At 64.3% G+C, this 15,732-nt stretch carries 17 protein-coding genes; 10 read left to right on the top strand and 7 right to left on the bottom strand.

Going from position 1 to position 15,732, the window contains the following annotated elements:
* The first annotated feature begins 182 nt into the window (after positions 1 to 182).
* Positions 183 to 425 (top strand): hypothetical protein, encoded by a 243-nt coding sequence (locus JOF43_RS13855; RefSeq protein WP_209902895.1) that lies wholly within the window; start codon positions 183 to 185, stop codon positions 423 to 425.
* 54 nt (positions 426 to 479) lie between these two features.
* On the opposite strand, the gene JOF43_RS13850 is transcribed toward JOF43_RS13855, so the two are convergent.
* Positions 480 to 1,121, bottom strand: coding sequence for a helix-turn-helix domain-containing protein (locus JOF43_RS13850; protein WP_209902894.1), 642 nt, complete (start codon positions 1,119 to 1,121; stop codon positions 480 to 482).
* Positions 1,122 to 1,303: 182 nt separating this feature from the next.
* On the opposite strand from JOF43_RS13850, the gene JOF43_RS13845 reads away from it, so the two are divergent.
* The 6 genes from JOF43_RS13845 (at position 1,304) to JOF43_RS13820 (ending at position 6,800) form a co-directional block, all read left to right on the top strand.
* Positions 1,304 to 1,930, top strand: a complete 627-nt coding sequence (locus JOF43_RS13845) for a hypothetical protein (protein WP_209902892.1) — start codon at positions 1,304 to 1,306, stop codon at positions 1,928 to 1,930.
* The gene (locus JOF43_RS13840; protein ID WP_209902890.1) at positions 1,893 to 3,146 is read left to right on the top strand and encodes a hypothetical protein; all 1,254 of its coding nucleotides are present in this window, start codon (positions 1,893 to 1,895) and stop codon (positions 3,144 to 3,146) included. The genes JOF43_RS13845 and JOF43_RS13840 overlap by 38 nt, the downstream gene beginning before the upstream one ends.
* 92 nt (positions 3,147 to 3,238) lie before the next feature.
* Complete coding sequence (locus tag JOF43_RS13835; protein ID WP_209902888.1) at positions 3,239 to 3,718, top strand: 2'-5' RNA ligase family protein; 480 nt, start codon at positions 3,239 to 3,241, stop codon at positions 3,716 to 3,718.
* Between the two features lie 138 nt (positions 3,719 to 3,856).
* Positions 3,857 to 4,726: an aminoglycoside phosphotransferase family protein gene (locus tag JOF43_RS13830; RefSeq protein WP_209902887.1), complete on the top strand. Its 870-nt coding sequence runs from the start codon at positions 3,857 to 3,859 to the stop codon at positions 4,724 to 4,726.
* A 170-nt stretch (positions 4,727 to 4,896) separates the two neighbouring features.
* Complete coding sequence (locus JOF43_RS13825; RefSeq protein WP_209902885.1) at positions 4,897 to 6,474, top strand: DapH/DapD/GlmU-related protein; 1,578 nt, start codon at positions 4,897 to 4,899, stop codon at positions 6,472 to 6,474.
* A gap of 38 nt (positions 6,475 to 6,512) precedes the next feature.
* Positions 6,513 to 6,800 carry a DUF7455 domain-containing protein gene (locus JOF43_RS13820; protein WP_209902883.1) on the top strand — a complete coding sequence of 96 codons (288 nt, stop codon included), beginning with the start codon at positions 6,513 to 6,515 and terminating at the stop codon, positions 6,798 to 6,800.
* Between the two features lie 159 nt (positions 6,801 to 6,959).
* Here the strand turns inward: JOF43_RS13820 and JOF43_RS13815 are convergent, their stop codons facing one another.
* The 4 genes from JOF43_RS13815 to JOF43_RS13800 all read right to left on the bottom strand — a co-directional run bounded on the left by JOF43_RS13815 (position 6,960) and on the right by JOF43_RS13800 (position 9,909).
* Positions 6,960 to 8,027, bottom strand: a complete 1,068-nt coding sequence (locus tag JOF43_RS13815) for a DUF6545 domain-containing protein (protein ID WP_209902881.1) — start codon at positions 8,025 to 8,027, stop codon at positions 6,960 to 6,962.
* A gap of 9 nt (positions 8,028 to 8,036) precedes the next feature.
* A complete protein-coding gene (locus JOF43_RS13810) occupies positions 8,037 to 8,522 on the bottom strand; it encodes a hypothetical protein (protein ID WP_209902879.1) in 486 nt (161 codons plus the stop codon).
* Between the two features lie 12 nt (positions 8,523 to 8,534).
* Positions 8,535 to 9,347, bottom strand: coding sequence for an alpha/beta hydrolase fold domain-containing protein (locus tag JOF43_RS13805; protein WP_209902877.1), 813 nt, complete (start codon positions 9,345 to 9,347; stop codon positions 8,535 to 8,537).
* Positions 9,348 to 9,438: 91 nt separating this feature from the next.
* Positions 9,439 to 9,909 carry a helix-turn-helix domain-containing protein gene (locus tag JOF43_RS13800; RefSeq protein WP_209902875.1) on the bottom strand — a complete coding sequence of 157 codons (471 nt, stop codon included), beginning with the start codon at positions 9,907 to 9,909 and terminating at the stop codon, positions 9,439 to 9,441.
* Between the two features lie 446 nt (positions 9,910 to 10,355).
* Between JOF43_RS13800 and JOF43_RS13795 the strand changes: the two genes are divergently transcribed.
* Positions 10,356 to 11,339, top strand: a complete 984-nt coding sequence (locus JOF43_RS13795; protein ID WP_209902873.1) for a hypothetical protein — start codon at positions 10,356 to 10,358, stop codon at positions 11,337 to 11,339.
* 65 nt (positions 11,340 to 11,404) lie between these two features.
* A complete protein-coding gene (locus tag JOF43_RS13790) occupies positions 11,405 to 11,980 on the top strand; it encodes a hypothetical protein (RefSeq protein WP_209902871.1) in 576 nt (191 codons plus the stop codon).
* Positions 11,981 to 12,005: 25 nt separating this feature from the next.
* Here the strand turns inward: JOF43_RS13790 and JOF43_RS13785 are convergent, their stop codons facing one another.
* Positions 12,006 to 13,286 (bottom strand): J domain-containing protein, encoded by a 1,281-nt coding sequence (locus JOF43_RS13785; RefSeq protein WP_209902869.1) that lies wholly within the window; start codon positions 13,284 to 13,286, stop codon positions 12,006 to 12,008.
* A gap of 542 nt (positions 13,287 to 13,828) precedes the next feature.
* On the opposite strand from JOF43_RS13785, the gene JOF43_RS13780 reads away from it, so the two are divergent.
* Positions 13,829 to 14,890 (top strand): DUF6602 domain-containing protein, encoded by a 1,062-nt coding sequence (locus tag JOF43_RS13780; RefSeq protein WP_209902867.1) that lies wholly within the window; start codon positions 13,829 to 13,831, stop codon positions 14,888 to 14,890.
* Between the two features lie 326 nt (positions 14,891 to 15,216).
* On the opposite strand, the gene JOF43_RS13775 is transcribed toward JOF43_RS13780, so the two are convergent.
* Complete coding sequence (locus tag JOF43_RS13775; protein ID WP_209902865.1) at positions 15,217 to 15,651, bottom strand: hypothetical protein; 435 nt, start codon at positions 15,649 to 15,651, stop codon at positions 15,217 to 15,219.
* Positions 15,652 to 15,732: the final 81 nt, after the last annotated feature.

Genomic DNA, 15,732 nt, shown 5'->3' with positions numbered 1-15,732 from the left:
CAAGCAGCCTCCATTGTCCGCTTCTTACAGATTCGCGACGAATTGTGTTGCGGACTGAGAACGCCCGTGTGCAGAGGGGGCCGAGCGCAATGCATGCCGAGGACGATCGGCCCCAGTTGCGCGCGAAGTGCGTACGGCATGCCAGGTAGCACGAGTGAGAGTCGCTGTCCCAGTTCGCCACGGTGACCTCGGTCGGTTGCCAGGAGGGCGCCCTGAAGGCGTCCGTGTGGGGCTGGCTGGCCAGGGCCGACATCGACGACGACGTGACCAGTTCCGGCATCACCAGCGAAGAGTGCGCCAAGATCAAGCGACTCACGAGCGAGGGCCGGCGCTTGCGTGAGGACAATGCAATCCTGCGCAAGGCCTCGATATTCTTCGGGTCAGCACCGTCTTCGTCGCGGCCCTCAACTCGGGTTTCCACGTGAGACTGTGGATTGGCTGAGGATCGGCCTAGTTGTGCCTGCTGTTCTCCGTCGTACTTAAACGGCGCTGTCACTAAACTCGGGCTCGTTTGGTCTCCGGGTTCGCCTCGCGGTGGTCCGGACGGGATCGGGCTCCGGTCGCAGGTCGTGGATGTTGAGTAGCCAGTGCGTCCAGGTCGCTCCACGTCCGAGCGCGACTGAGAGTGTCTGCATGGGGACGCCGTCGTCGACGACGGTTCGGCATGCTTCTGCCAGCAGGCGTCCTTCGGGGCCGCGGACGGCTCGTGATCCTTCGCGGTTGCGCGGCGCCTGCGGGCACACCTCGTACAGTCTCTGGATATCGTTGATCTCGTCCTCGGTGGGCGCTCGACGTTGAGACAGACGCGGGTAGCGGGTTTCTGGGGCGCGCTGCGCGGTTTCGAGGGCGGTGCGGATCGCCTGGCGGGAACAGCCCAACTTCTCGGCAATCTGATTGAGGGTCTGCCCGTCCTCTCTGCGTCTGACGACCTCGTCGATGTCGGCGAGTGGCTGTTGGCCCCAGCGGCGAAAGCTGATGTCGTGGCGGGCGACCGTTAACCGACGGACGTACGTGGACGTCAGTCCGTACCTCTCAGCGATCTTGGCCCACGTCTCGCCAGCCCGGTATCGAGTGGCAGCGTCATCGGCGACCTGGTCCCGCTGCTCAGAGGTGAGCTTCATGCAAGCTCCTCCTGCCTGCGCTAGTGGTCGACGCGACGAGCCTACGGCGGTCTAATCATGTTGGGTGGCGTATTACCGATGGGCGGTTCCCGAGCTGTAATCAGTGAATGGTGTGCGCGCAGCGGGGGCTGAGCTGTCGGGCCCTCCGTGCAAGCTGTAGCGACGCGACGAAGGGATCTCTGATGAACAGCTCTCCGCTGGACCGTGACGATGTCGAGACGGTGCGCCGAGCACTGAACGGATGCGCCGATGACCTGATGTCCACGCCACCCGATGGCCTGGATCCGGATTACCTGCAGGCGCTGGAGTACATCGGCCAAGGTGGAGGGGTGCAGTGGCCCGATACCGACATCATCGGGTATGACCTGATGAAGGTTGCTTCGGAGCTCGAACCGGGGTCATCCCGACTTCCCGAGTCGATCAAGCCCATTCTGCGGACGCTCGCAGCTGCTGCTCTGCGGCGTTATGCGATGGAGATCGAGCAGGAATCGGGCGGGGTGCCGGATGCTGGGAGTGCCGAGTCGGCTGATGTCGAGCGGGCTGAGCGTCTTGCGCAGCAGACGCTCGAACTGTCGGTCCGCGTCGATGCTCGACGTTGGAGCGGCGGATGGGAGCTGTATGCCCTCGGTAGCGTGGACCTCGTCACGCAGGTCGCGAACTTCCGAGACGCCCCGGCGATGGTGCGGGACTTGCTGGAGACAGACTTCCCCGGCGCGGACTTCAGCCGAGTCGCCTTCGACGTTCAGATCATCGACCGAACAGGCCCGTCCTGTGACGGCCGCAGGTCGCCCACTTCCACGGGTAGGTGAGGATCCCGAGGAGGCAGGCGATGAGCGGCATGACGCGCACACTGGGCAGCCGGGGAACGGTGGTGAGTTCGGGACCATTGGACGGCAGGACGCCGAGGTGGACTTGAGGCCCACGTCCGGAAAGACCTGCGCCACGGGGGCGACACTGGTGGAGCGGTTCGGCTTCGATGTATGCACCGCCGATCCAGTCGACTTCGACGAGCACGCCGTGGAGGCCGGGAAGGCTCTGGGGGAGACTGAATCCCGCCTGCGCGGCCGGCTCGACGAGCTGCATCGAGCAGTCGGGGACCGGAGGAGCTCTCGTATCGGCTGGGCAAAGAGCGATCAGCAGGCGCTCACGGCTGCTCGTGATTGGGTGACCCTCTCCGATGGTGGCGCTGCGTCTGAGAAGATGGGCGGCCGGATCCGAGGCCCGCTGCGGGAGGTCGAGTCGGCACAGGCCGAGCACGACCGGGCGCGCGAACAGGTCGACGGGCTCCAGGAGGCGTTCCGGATCCGAGGCGGCTGGAACCGTGCGTTCCTTGTCGCGAACGCGAACGGTCACGTGCACTCGGGCACTGGGTGTTCGACCTGCCGGCCCGCGACCCGGTACGCCTGGCTGACCGACTACTCCGGCGTCGATGAGGATGCGATTGTTGCGGACGCCGGGCACCGCGCCTGTACGATTTGCTATCCCTCAGCGCCCGTGGGAGATGCGAAGTCGCTGCCCACGAAGATGTATTCGTCCGAAGAGCTCGCGGCCCAGCGGGATCGGGAGCGGCGGGAGGCGTGGGCGAAGCTGACCCCGGCGGAGAAGCGGGCACGAAAGCGGGCGGAGAAGCACGCGGCCGCCGTGTCGAAGGACGGGAAGCCGCTGCGATTCGAGGAAGACCTGGGGGATGCCGGGAAGGTGCGGGAGGTGATCTCCACTGAACGGGATGCCGAGATGGCCTGGGAGCGCGGAATCGGCGACACCCTAAATCTGAAGCGGACCGCGGGGGACGCGCTGCCGGAGTTCGCCGAGTACCGCCGGGACCAGGAAACGCGGGCAAACTGGCGGGCCCGAATGCGTCCCGTGATCGCCAGGACACTGGCCGAGAAACGCGGCACCACGGCACTCGAGGAGAAGCACCGCCTCGACGAGATGACCAGGACCTCTTACGAAGAGAAGCCCCCGAGTTCGCCAAGAATTTCGGGGCCGATTCGGAAGAGGACTACCTCGGCCAGTGAGGTGTAGGTTCTCGTCCTAGTTGGCCAGTTCTCACTTTCTTGGCCAGCGTGTGTCAGGTTTCTCGCCGACTTGTCAGGCGTGCAGGCACAATGGTGGGCGTGGCGCACACTGTCATCCAGGTCCCGGTACCAGAGCTTGAGTCGATCACTCAACGCCTCGAGCGTCCGCCTGTGTGCCCGCACATCACGTTACTCGGACCGTTCGTCGACCGGCGCGACGTCAACGAGGACCTCGTCGACACCCTCCGCGCCCTGTTAGCGCAGGTTCGACCCTTCGACTTCATGCTCTCCGCGGTGGGCCGCTTCGGCAGCGAGGTCACATACCTAGCACCGGAGCCAGCAGATCCCTTCATCCGACTCACGAACATGCTCGCAGCAGCTTTCCCGAAGTGGCCTCCATACGGCGGGGCGTTCGAGGAGATCATCCCTCACCTTTCGATCGGTGCAGCCCTCACAAGCGCCGAAGAAGAGGCCGTCCGGGGGCCTCTTCCGATCAGCTCGACAGCGGACGAGGTGACGCTCACCTGGTGGTCAGAGGACGCTGCCGAGGAGCTTGCGCGCTTTCCCCTGCACCTCTAGTGCAGTACAGGAACTCGCGGCACCGCCCGCGGGCAAGAAAACACGTGGACTGGAAGAAACCGACCTAGGCATACTCGAGTGCGTGCTGCCCACTCGGCCCGTGAGCAGAGACAAAGCATTGCCGTCGAGGGAGCCTGCATGCCTGAAATCACCGCTGATCTGGTCACCGAACTCGTCGCCCGCCACGTGCCTGCGCTTGCGGGATTGCCAGTGACGCCCGTGGCGCGCCAGGGCTGGGACAACCGCACCTTCCGGATCCAGGACACCCACTGCGCGCGCCTGCCGAGCGCCGACGGCTACTCCGCGGGGGTCGAGAAAGAGGACCATGTGCTCCCCATCCTCGCGCCCCACCTGCCAGTAGCAATTCCCGATGTGGTGGCTTCAGTTCCCCCCTCAGCCGATTTCGGTCGCCCGTGGACCGTACGCCGATGGCTGAGCGGCCGTACCCCCGACGAATGTCCAGATCTGGACCGCACTCAATTCGCCCACGAACTCGGTGTATTCCTTCTTAGAATGCGCGAGGCTCCGACCGACGGGGGACCGTGGGCCGGGGGACATACCGCCTTTCGCGGCTGCCACCCCAGCGTCTACGCCGATGAGGTGCAGCGCGCGCTAAGCCGCGAGCTGCCGATGGACACCGCGCAGTGCCGCGCCTTGTGGTTGGCCGGCATGGACTCCGCCTGGGAAGGTGAGCCGGTCTGGTTTCATGGCGACATGGCCATCGGTAACGTGCTGGTCGACAGCGGGAAGCTCAGCGCTGTCATCGACTTCGGGCAGTGTGGCGTCGGCGACCCTGCCTGCGACCTGACCATTGCATGGACCTACTTTCGAGGCACAGAGCGTCAGGTCTTCGCCGAGGCGCTCAATCTGGATGCGGGCACTTGGCGTCGCGCCAGGGCGTGGGCCCTGTGGAAAGCAATGATCCAGCTAGAGAGTCCTGACAATGCGTTGTACTCGATCCACAACGATGCGCTTCTCGAGATCCTCGCGGACCCAGTGGTCCGCTGACGAGGCTTGGCGACTCCACACCGCTGAGGAATCTGACAGCTTGGCGAGAATCGGGGCACCTGGCCATTGCCTCACACCGCAGGTCACAGCTCCACGCTCCTGACAGATCGCGCGAGAACCTACATGAGGACTCGTCCCGCGAGGAGCTGCCGTCGCCCACTGCGCCGGGTATGAGCAGCTGGAACTCTCCGCCCCGCTTCGCGCGCGCCCGCAGCGTCCTGGTGGGTCTGCTCGCGGTGCTGCTCGTCGCGCTGTACGGGTTCGCACACCGTGCAGAGCTGGGACAGATCGTCGACGAGCTCCGTGAGGCGCTTCCGGTCGACCGGCGGATGACTACGACGAGGAAGGAACTGACCATGGCGACGAAGTCCAGGGCAGCAGCGAGCCCCGATGAGAAGGTGCGCAAGCGCGATACCGGCGAGCAGGGGAACAAGGGCGAATTCAGTGCCGTGTCCCGCGGCGAGGCGGATATCCGGATCCCCGCTCCGGGTACCGGGGCCAGTCCGATCCTCGGGGAGGACGCCCAGGTAGCTGCCACTGCCGAGCTCGGGGACGGTGTCCAGATCGGCGGCTTCGGCCGGATCGGTGAGGATGTCACGATTAGCGAGGGCGTGAGCATCGGCGAAGGTGTCGTGATCCGAGACGGCGCCCGGATCGGCGCGGGGACGCGCATCGAGGACGATGCCTCGATCGGGGAAGGCGCCAGTGTGGGGGAGGGGACCACCATCCGCCAGGGCGCCATCCTGCAGGCCGGCTCTGCGGTCGGCGACGGGGTTGAGCTCGACGAAGAGGTCTCGGTAGGCGAGGTAGCTCAGCTCGGTCGGGACGTGCACGTCGAGCGTTTCACGCGCATCGGCGTGCGCGTCACGGTCGATGAGGGTGCCGTGATCGGCGAGTGCAGCGTGCTCGAGGACCGATCGTCCATCCGGCATTCGGTCCGGCTCGGGGATGCTGTCACGATCGGTAAGAGCACGGAGATCCACGCCGGGTCGAGCGTTGGCAACAGATCGCGGGTCGGAGCCCTCAGCCGGCTCGAGGGAACGTTCGGTGACGAGCTCGAGGTCGGTGCCCGCTCGAGACTGCTCGGTGGCAGCACATGGGGCGACAACGTCGAGATCGGTGACGGTGTAAAGGCGGGGACGGACGGCCGTTCCCGATTCGCCGACGACACGCAGCTCGGCGACAAGACGACCCTCAGCGGCGCCGTCGTCGCCGGAGAGCTGTCCACCGGCGAAGGAGTCGCGATCAAGGGTGGGAGCGGGACCAGCGAGCTGAACGGCACCATCGTGATTGGTGCCGGCTCGGTGCTCGACGGTGCGATCAAGCTCCAGGACGGTACGGAGATCGGGGAGTCCGTCGAGATCCACGGCCCAAGCGGCACCTTCGCAGATGAGGGGGCCACCGAGCTCGACCGGGACTGCGAGGTCCTGGACCGCGCCACGATCCGATCCGGTGCGCGGCTCGGTGAGCACACCATCGTCGGCTCTGCAGCGGAGGTCGGTCACGCCGTGACCACCGGCGCGGGAACAGACATCTTCGACAAGGTGAGGGTCGGAGACTTCTCCGTCATCAACGGCTCCATGATCGGCGAAGGCGCGACGGTTGGGCACGGTGCGCAGACGGGGTATGGAGCTGAGCTGGGGGAGCGTTCGGTCATCGAGGACAACGTGGTCATCGAGCCTCATGCCCGCATCGAGGCTGATGGCTACATCCCCCGCGGTGCCGTCGTGACGGAGACACCTCACTGACCGTCCCGCGACGGTACGGCATCGCCCACTGGAGCTGCATGACCATCACGACGCCGCACACCGCGCTCAAGGCGACTCCGCTGTCGGTCCCGCCCCGGCACGCGGACACCCTGTTCGGGCAGACCCCGACAGTCACCTCCGAGCAGACGTCCTGTGACCGCTGCCCGGCCGCGCTGGCCAGGGTGAATGCGATCTACGTGACCGGTCCGATCTACCTGTGCGGACACCACGCCCGCGAGTCGTGGCGCGTGCTTGAGCGCACCGCACTGCGGATCCGAGCGGACGTCCCGCACGGCACCTTCTACCTGCCCATGCCGCCCCGCTGACCAATCCCACGACCAACGAGAAGCCGCCATGGTTCCACCGAATCTTGCCCCGTTCGAGCACAAGGACATCGACCTGCTCGACGCCGCCGGCTGGCCGATGGAACGCGTGCGAGCCGAGTTGTCGCGGGAGTGCTGAGCAGCATTCTTGGCAGGTGAGGATTAATGCCGCTCCGCAGGAAGATGCCCTGTAGTCGTGGCACCACGGCGGTACGCGGTCGCCAAAACAGTGATGAGCTGGAGGTCCTCTCGGCGGGTCCGTCGCGGAGGGAGAGTGCGTGAGAGAGTCGGTTGCGAAGAATCAGAGGTGACGTCACCTCGTCGAAGTGCCGAGACGATCGAATCCGGGTCGTGGCTTCCGTCAACGACCACGCGGAGTGTGCAGATGGCGTCGGCGATCTCGACGTAGGCTCGTTGCAGCCTTGCCGGCGCGGAGAAACTCTGCGCCGGTAGGTGAAAATCTTGGTCCGAAAGCTCAATCATGCGCCGCCAGAGGGGACCGAGGCGTGCGAGCTGGTATCGGGACATCAGTTCGTCGTACAACCTTTCTCCGACACCTAACGTCGTGGCACCGGCCACGCAGATGCCCAGGCTCAGGGGTGAAAGGGCAAGGGCCCCTTCGCTCTCCGATGCCCGACCAGTGTTCATGTAGATCGCTGAGGTGGCGTTGGTCCAGATGAAGCCGCCGCAACCGAGCGCGATCAGGAACAGTGCAATCGTATTGATCGGCCTACGCTTGATGTCTCGGGGAAATCTATAGATGCTCAAGATGATTACCTGAGCCAACGCCCAAATGACGTACGCGGGGAACACCAGGTGTGTGACCACGGAGGCGAAGTCATGTTCCGAGAATTTGGACACACCTATCGAGGCTTCGTGCGCTGTTCCGAGGGGCCAAGCAGCCAAGATGAGAGCGACAGCGAAGCTTGAACGGGCGACTATCCGCCGGGTCGCTCTGACGGAGACGATTTCCGATCGAAGGGTAGCGATAAGCACCTCGAGTGCGCCCAGGATGATCACGGCTGAGCAATGCCACGCGAGGCGACCAATGTTATAAAATTGTTCCGTTTTGTCGGCCGTGCCGTACGCGAGTGCTCCGACGCCGATGCCGAAGAGCGCAACGATGATTGCCCTCTGAGTGAGCGAAAGTAGCTCGCCTCGCAGGCGCCACGAGCGCTCCATCCCAAGGATGCCAGCGCAAAGGCCGAGTGCAGCGAACGCCCAGTTCATCCTGTGGGATCACCACCAGAGCTCGTCATAGTAGGTGTGCCCGCCGCGCATGACCCTCCGCCGGAGCTGGATGGATATGTGCGTAGCTACCGTCTCTGCATCGAGTTCCGTGGCGTGAGCGTAAGCATGTCGACCTGCGACGACCGAGCGAACCAGATCCGGGTTGAGCCCTTGAAGTAGGCCCGATTCGATGAGGCCAGACGATAACGGCTGGTTGTCGTCATGTCCCAACAGCAGGTGTGCCACTTCGTGACAGACGATCGCGACCTGGCGCTCCGGAGACGCCTCGTCACCGACCACGACGTAGTCAGCCTTGCCGGTGGCAATCAGCAGGCCCGACAGAGGTGATGTCAGGGGCGCAGTCAGGATGGAGATTCTTCGATCGCGCGTCCGGGACAAGTTTGTGAGGAGGTCTTCGACATCGCCGCTCAGCGGCATCATGGAGTCCGCCATGCGAATGGCATCCCGCACCTGCATCGAGAATCTGCGGCCCATGTTTAAACACTCCTACAGCGTCGTGACGGTCTCACGGACGGCGTCGACGATTGCCCGCCTGGCGCGTTTGCCTTCGGGCGTCGGGAGCAGCGGGTACACATGAATGTGTCCAGGCTGTTCGTGATACTCGACCTCTGCTCCGGCTTCTGAGCTGCGAGCGACGAAGAGGCGGGTGTCGGGGTTCAATAGGTCTCGAGTTCCGCTGAAGATGACGAGTCGGCCGACTCCGCGGACGTCGCCCAAGAACGGGTTGAGGATGGGATCGTCTCCGTGCTCACCGATCCACATTTCGGTCAACATCAGCTGACCCTTCTTCACGAGCCAGGGATCTCGGGGCTGGACTTCATCGATCTCGGGGTTCTCCATCCGCATGTCGAGCGCGGGGGAGATCAGGAGCGTGAGATCGGCAGGGCGCCCGCGTTCCTTCAGCAGGAGGCTGGTGGACAACGCGATGGTGCCGCCGGCAGAGTCGCCCATTAGCACCAATGGGCCCTCGGTGTTCGCGCTGAGCTCCGCAACGATGGGGACGACGAACTCGGCGGCACCTCCGGTGTGGACCAATGGATAGACCGGCATCAGCACGGTGGTGCCTGCTTCGGCGGCGATCTGCTGGACTAGCCACCAGTGTTGCTGTGCGGCCTCATCGATCCACCCGCCGCCGTGGAGGTAGACGACGGTTCCCTGAGGTTCAATGTCGGTGGGTGCGATGGCGTGGATCGTCCAGCCGTGCTGATCTTGAGTGTCGACTCGAACTCCGCGGCGCAACCGCTTGGGAGGGTCGTACGACTGCGGCTGTTCTGCCAACTCCGCCAGGTGTCTGCGCACATGGTCTCGTGTCAGGTGGTTCCGGTTGGATCGCCGTAGACGCATGATGCTTGGCATCAGGCGTCCCATTAGGCTCAGCTTCGTCGGAGAGTCAGTCATCATCACCTGGACGGTCGTTGCTGGCGTCCAGCCCTTCAATACGGCGGATCTGGTCGAGCAGCGCGAGAACCGGTCCTAGGCTTTCAGCGGAGACGCCATGGGCTCTCATCATGAGCTGTTGTACGCCGGTATCTCGCATGGCGACCACCGTTTTCAGTGACTCCTGGATCTCGGCCGAGACGGAGTCGTTGACGAAGTAGTCCAGGGGCACCTGGAAGATATCGGCGAGCCCCGCGAGGAGTCGAAACGAAGGGTTTCGTCGACGTCCGGTGCGTAGGGCTCGGATGTGGTTTGGCGTCACGGAGATGTTCTGGCGCTCGAGCTCCTCGGCAATAGAGGCAGAGGTGTGAAGCTGGGAGCTTTCGTGGCCTCGGGGGACCGTTCGGAACAGCAGATCAAGTCGATCGGCCAGCCCTGGAACATCGTCGCCAGCTGGCACTTTGGACTGCGGCTCGTTTGGCATTGCGGCCTCAGCTCCCCGTTCCGGTGTACTTGGCGGGCGAGCGGTTCCTGCTTCCCGCCTCGCGCCGACCGTACCGCACGTGAATCCGTCGGGCAATCTATAGATGCGCTCGTGTCGGCCCCCCGCATCTAAGGGTTGTCATCCATGGATGCGTGTGTGAGCCTGGGCGCATCTACAGATTCGCTTCGGCCGCGTCTGAACTTCGATGGTCGTCTTCGGTCAGCGAATCGGCCGAATCCGAGCGGGTCGGGCAGTCTCGCTCGATTTGAACGACTGCCTTCAGCTTGCCAGCCAGGTCAGGAACCACCAATGACGCCCCAGTTCAATGGCTCCACGGATGCTCTAGACCAGAAGCGGATCTCGCGCGTTGCCGCCTACCGGCGTCACCTGGCGCATTGGCACTTCGGCTACCGACACCTGTCCTCGATCAGAAGAGCGAGCTGACGATGGTCCAGGCCAGAGCTACCGCGACGATGCGCCTCGCGCAGCATCATGCCTGGTGCGAGTGCGATCGGGACACGCTCGACACGCCCTGGAAGGCGGAGCTGTGCACGGTGTTACACGCGGGCAGCGAGGCGGAAGTGCAGCTGAGGCTGGACGAGTTCCTCGGTGACCAGATGCTCGAGGTTCGCCGCGCCCTTCGGCGCGTCAAGCGGGTTGCGCGTTTGCAGCGGGATGACGACAACCTGGCGCTGTCGTACTTCGGCCAGGCCCTACTGCGGATGATAAATCAGCGCTGGCGGGCCAAGGACGGCCCCGGCACCAGCTCGGTGTTCAACTACACCGCGAACCTCCCGATGATTCTGGAGTCCGAGACGAGATCCTGCATCCGTGACGATCGACGCCAGGGGCTGCTTGACGGCACCGCAGGTGTGCCCGGCGGTAGCGCGCAGGACCGCAAGTCGGCCCACGTGGGCAAGTCCCGTCAGCTGTTCGAGGTCGAGCACGGCTGTCTGCCATCTGACGAGGAGCTCGTGGTCTTCCACAACGACCGGATGCGCGCGACCCGGAAGGACGCAGCGCGCCAGGGGGCGCTGATCTCGCGGAGTGACCTGCATGCAGCTCGGGCGGTGCCGCTTGGCGCGGCCTCGTTGGAGATCGATGAACGGATGGCGGCCAGGGCACCAGCGGATGCAGGGTCGGTGAACTGGTCAGACCGGATCGGAGCTGTGGTCGCACGGTGCGAGCAGCTGGACCGGGAGCGGGAACGGTTGCGCGCCCGGCGCCTGAAGCGTGAACCAGTCAGGTCAGCCGACGTTGCGCGCGTGTACTTTATTCACCACGCGATCGGAGAGTTCCCCACCAGGCGCGATCTCCTCGAACGACTCGAGATCTCGGAGCCTGCCGCACGGCGCGAGCTCACCGTACGCGTGCAGGAAGTCCTTAACGTGGCCCGAGACCTCTTCGCGGACTATCGCGAGCCTGCCTGACGGTTACGCAACGGCCATCGTTGACCGCAAACTAGAGACCGACTACTTTCAAGGAGAGCCGATCCATGGTTAAACGAGCTGACGTCGAAGCGGGCTTGAGCCGGAATCGGATCGTGCATACCGACTCGGACGTCGATCAGATTACGAGCATCATTGGCCGTACTGGGGACCTAGCTCCAGAAGCTGAGTTGGTGAGGTTGTTCAACCGTGGACAGCTCTCACAAGCATCTCTTACCTACTTCTTGCCGCGACTCTGGGTGGGAAGAGAAGGGAATAGCCGGGTACCGGTCGAAACCTGGAAGGCGATGTTCGAAGTCGTGGAGTACACCGAGGATGGCATCGTCCAGCCTCGCCCTCGACGGACTGTGCGTGCTTACCGCGGTGCGACCGAAGCCAACCGTGCAGGGCTCTCCTGGAGTCTCGACCTTCGCCAAGCTGAATACTTCGCCCGTGAGCGCCAAGCGCCAAAGGATAAAACCGGTCGGGTTTGGGTCACCAATATCCCCGCCAGCCGCGTCTTTGCGCGGGTTATGGAGGGCTGGGAGAAGGAGCTTGTAGCCGATGTCAGAGGCCTGGATGTGCTCCCCATCGAGCAGGAGGCCCAGCTTCCCACCCCGCGCTGGTGGTGGCGTCAACGATGAGCTTCTCGGCTGCACCTGAAGAGATTCAGACCAACAGTGACATGGACTCCAGTGCCCGGTGGCGGAACAGCGTGTTGGGCTGATCGAGGCTCGAGTCGGCGATTGTCCCGACCGCATCGATAACCTGGTCGAGCGAGCCGAACGAGATCCCATCGACCTCCTGAACCGCCGGCGAAGCGGTCGAGAGCTGCGTGGGTACGACATATCCGTGGACGTCGGCGCCGCGGCCGTACAGTCCACAGAGAGCCTGCACCTCGTCGCGGACGACGTTGCGGTGGACCAGGCCGTTGCTGATGACCTCGGACCCTGAGATCTCCAGGCCGTCGGCGCCGAGCGGAGGGATGGCGATCAGGTGCACGGAACGGCCGACGACCACGGCGACCTGCGATCGCACCTGGGAGGTATTGGGCCGCGGAGTCACGCGGTCGGGCAGCAGGATCACGCGCACCCCGTCGCGGTGGCCGAATGCGCCTGTGAGGGCGCAGAGCAGTCGCTCGATGTCTGCGTTCCGGGGGCCGAGCGAGGTGGCGCCGACCTGGGTGATGAACGAGGAGTCGATGATGCCCTCGTCCCGGGAGACTCGGGCCAGCACGACTCCGAACGACGCATAGGTTGTCAGAGCGCTTGCAAGCAGGCACAACACGCTGCCGAGCATGGGCAAGGGAGTGCCGGCATCTAGGTGGATGCAGAAGGCCCCGGCCGCGGTGATGAGGAGCGCCGCGATCGACCCCCAGCGCCGGAGGATGCCCCGCGCGATCACCAGGACCGACCAGACCAGATGCGCTCCCAGCCCGCACAACAGAGCCACCGCTGTCGAGAGCGCTCCGATGCGCGCGAGCGGCAGTCCGAGCGTCGTGGCGGCCGCTGCTCCAGCCAACGCCCAGGCAACGAAAGCAAGCATGAGCAGGATCGTGCGGACGTGCTGACGGCGCGGAGCCTTCACGCCCCCGTCGGCAGAGTGCGCGTCGGCGGGGATGTGCCAATTCCACTGGGAAGGATCGACCTCCAGCATCGAAGTGGCTCGTGCCGTGTGCTCGGGATGGAACACGCGGTGCCGTCCGGCCTTCGAGTCTTTCGCCGGCGCGGAGGCGGCAGACGGGGCCTGGACTGCCAGGGTCCGGTCGTAGATGGCTCGGCGGGAGGCATTAGACAGGACGTTGTACGCGGAGCTCACGTGCTTGGCGAGTTGGTCGTCCCCTCCAGCATCACTGTGCAACGCCCTCATCTGGGCACGGAAGGCCGCGGTAATCTCCACTCTCGAGGCGTCGCGGGGCACGCCGAGGGTGTCGTAGTGCGTCAACGTCACGTTGCCTCCTCCCTCTGGGCCGGCCTGTGCTCGGCACCAGTGGGCGAAGTCGGGCTCCGGCGGGACGATCACGCTATCGCTCGCTCGGGTGTTGTGGACCGGCGGCGATAGGAGCCGCAGAGCTAGAGACAACACGAGGAGCTAATGGCCGAGTCTCTCTCACCGGGAAGCTCGGGAAGAACGGCCGAGAACACCTGCGCAACAGTCTGAGGGAGGTGTCCGGGTAGACCGCAAGTTGGCTCGTGACTCATCCCATTTCGCAGCGACCGTCGCAGACCACGCCATCAGCAGCGGGGTCTCCACCTCTCGGACTGCTCACTGGGCCGGTGTGATCGCGACTGGTTACGCCCGCGTCTGCACACTGCTCGCATCGGCCCGATAGCCGCGCAGCCTCTTTCAGTTCGCTTCCTGAAATCGGAGACCCGCCCACCGCGCCAGAGCGCGTCACCCTAAGCGCCAGTGGATGTACGCGCCTAGTACGTCCGACCTGGAGGATAGTGTTCCCGGGAGAGCGGCAAGTGGCTGATCTGATAGGTGGGAAGATGAACGACATCGTGGCGTTCGACGACGCAGAGGACTACGGATTCGGCTCCTTGGGCCAGCAACAGAGCCAACCCTCGCAGCAACACATCCTCTGGCTCCAACGTACGGCGCGGCAGATGTCGGAAGAGTACGAGGAAGCTTTCAAGGCGACCTCTGGGATAAGTGGTCGTGTGCAGGAAACCGGACACACGATCGAGGCGGGATGGAAATCGTTCCTCACCAACTGGCTTCCTCCGCAGTATGAAGCCAAGACGCGCAGGTACATCGTTGGCGAGGTGGACACAGGCGAAACCCGGGAGGAGACGGACATCGTCATCCTCCGCCCCAACTACCCAAAGTCGCTCCGGGAGGAGACGCAAATTCTCGCAGGAGGCGTCGCGGCCGCGTTCTCCGTGAAGTCGACTCTAAGGGCCGCTTCGATCGCGGAAGCGGCAGCGTCTTGTGCCCGTCTGGACCGCTCGCTTTCACCCAGGGAAGGGACACCCCGCAAGGAACTGAGCCGATCATTTCCCTACGGCCTGCTAGCTCACTCGCATGGCTGGAAGGGGGACGGGTCAAATCCGTCCCAGAACGTTTCCAGGAACCTTTTTGAGGCGGACCAACGGCACGCGACAAGGCCGAGGGCATCGCTGGATCTAGTCTGCGTCCCGGATCTCGGGACTTGGAACCAGATCAAGTCGGTCCAGCTGCCGATGCCACATTGGCCTGAGATGTTGGAGGGCGTGCCTCCGGAGGAAAGACAGCAAATTATTGAGGCGATGTCTCAGACGAAGATTCGCTCCGCGTTTGTCTTAAACGCCGCCCAGAGCCAGGGCGAGATTCTCGCCTCTTTCCTCACCTCGTTGTACTCACGGCTTGCGATCAATGATGAGCAGCTCCGGTCACTAGCTGATTCCTTCTCGCTCATGGGGGCAGATACGGGTGGGCGGAATAAGGTGCGAATCTGGGACGGTCCGAGCGTATTGTCGCAAGGCGTCCTGGGCACCCCGGTCTCGCAGTGGGACCATTTCGGATTCGGGGCGGAGTACGCGACGACGTACGGCTGGCATGTGCCGTGGTGAGTCCCCTGCTCACGTGGTATTGCGCCGCAGACCTGAACGCCTCAGCTGGATGCAACGTTCGGAGCCGAGCTTTCTCCTTCACGCTCGCCATAGCTAGGCCGTCAAGCGGGCGTCATTGTCTGCGATGGGGCTTCTTGCTAGCGGCCAAATGAGATCGGTGATGCAGCGTTTGTGGTCGCGCTCGACAAACATGGTTTACAAGTGTGCCCATCGTATTGCCTGAATAGGCGTCGAAGACCCGGGTCAGGGGGAGCGGGGCGGCCGTCAGCTCGCTGTGGCCGACCCGACGGTGGACTCCCCGTTCGTCATTCTCGCCGGCGAGATCTTCACGGGGTGAGGGTCGTCTCCGTGCCGAGACGCTGGGTGACGGTCTTTCGGGTCGCCGGGGGAGCCGACGGGTGCCCGGCCAGGTACCGGAGCGTCTCCGGGGCAGCATTTGGGGCGGAGGAGGCGTGGAAGATCGCATTGCGGTCGGTGAGCCGGCGGGCGATCCGGTCGATGAACGCGGGGGAGAGGTCACGGCGACGGGTGACGGGGAAGGTCAGCCACCGCTGGTCGATGTCGATCAGGTGCTCGAGGGTGTGCTCAGCCGTCGCTGGGTTGTGAGCGAGCTTCCGCAGCACCCCGCTGGTGACCTTGGACCGGGCGAGCTCGTCGAGGACCTGGGCATCGTCACCGAACTCAGCGGTACGCAAGACCAAAAGTGCAGTGCGGGGGTCATCGAGGAGGTGCGGATCGGCGTGTTGTGCAAGGTCGGTCATGGCGGCTCTTCTCCCTCTTGCCCCGGTGTCTCCGGTTACCGAGCAAGTGGGCGAAGGTCATGTGCCGTGGGACGCCGGGTA

Origin of the sequence: Brachybacterium sacelli (genome assembly GCF_017876545.1) — a bacterium.
Lineage (GTDB): Bacteria > Actinomycetota > Actinomycetes > Actinomycetales > Dermabacteraceae > Brachybacterium > Brachybacterium sacelli.
Note: the sequence above shows the minus strand (reverse complement) of the source record. Positions and strands in the feature narration are given on the sequence as shown.

Excerpts from the sequence above, each read along its gene's own strand:
- JOF43_RS13850 (WP_209902894.1), bottom strand. The coding sequence starts at position 1,121 with ATGAAGCTCACCTCTGAGCAGCGGGACCAGGTCGCCGATGACGCTGCC.
- JOF43_RS13845 (WP_209902892.1), top strand. The coding sequence starts at position 1,304 with ATGAACAGCTCTCCGCTGGACCGTGACGATGTCGAGACGGTGCGCCGA.
- JOF43_RS13830 (WP_209902887.1), top strand. The coding sequence starts at position 3,857 with ATGCCTGAAATCACCGCTGATCTGGTCACCGAACTCGTCGCCCGCCAC.
- JOF43_RS13825 (WP_209902885.1), top strand. The coding sequence starts at position 4,897 with ATGAGCAGCTGGAACTCTCCGCCCCGCTTCGCGCGCGCCCGCAGCGTC.
- JOF43_RS13820 (WP_209902883.1), top strand. The coding sequence starts at position 6,513 with ATGACCATCACGACGCCGCACACCGCGCTCAAGGCGACTCCGCTGTCG.
- JOF43_RS13815 (WP_209902881.1), bottom strand. The coding sequence starts at position 8,027 with ATGAACTGGGCGTTCGCTGCACTCGGCCTTTGCGCTGGCATCCTTGGG.
- JOF43_RS13810 (WP_209902879.1), bottom strand. The coding sequence starts at position 8,522 with ATGGGCCGCAGATTCTCGATGCAGGTGCGGGATGCCATTCGCATGGCG.
- JOF43_RS13800 (WP_209902875.1), bottom strand. The coding sequence starts at position 9,909 with ATGCCAAACGAGCCGCAGTCCAAAGTGCCAGCTGGCGACGATGTTCCA.
- JOF43_RS13795 (WP_209902873.1), top strand. The coding sequence starts at position 10,356 with ATGGTCCAGGCCAGAGCTACCGCGACGATGCGCCTCGCGCAGCATCAT.
- JOF43_RS13790 (WP_209902871.1), top strand. The coding sequence starts at position 11,405 with ATGGTTAAACGAGCTGACGTCGAAGCGGGCTTGAGCCGGAATCGGATC.
- JOF43_RS13780 (WP_209902867.1), top strand. The coding sequence starts at position 13,829 with ATGAACGACATCGTGGCGTTCGACGACGCAGAGGACTACGGATTCGGC.
- JOF43_RS13775 (WP_209902865.1), bottom strand. The coding sequence starts at position 15,651 with ATGACCGACCTTGCACAACACGCCGATCCGCACCTCCTCGATGACCCC.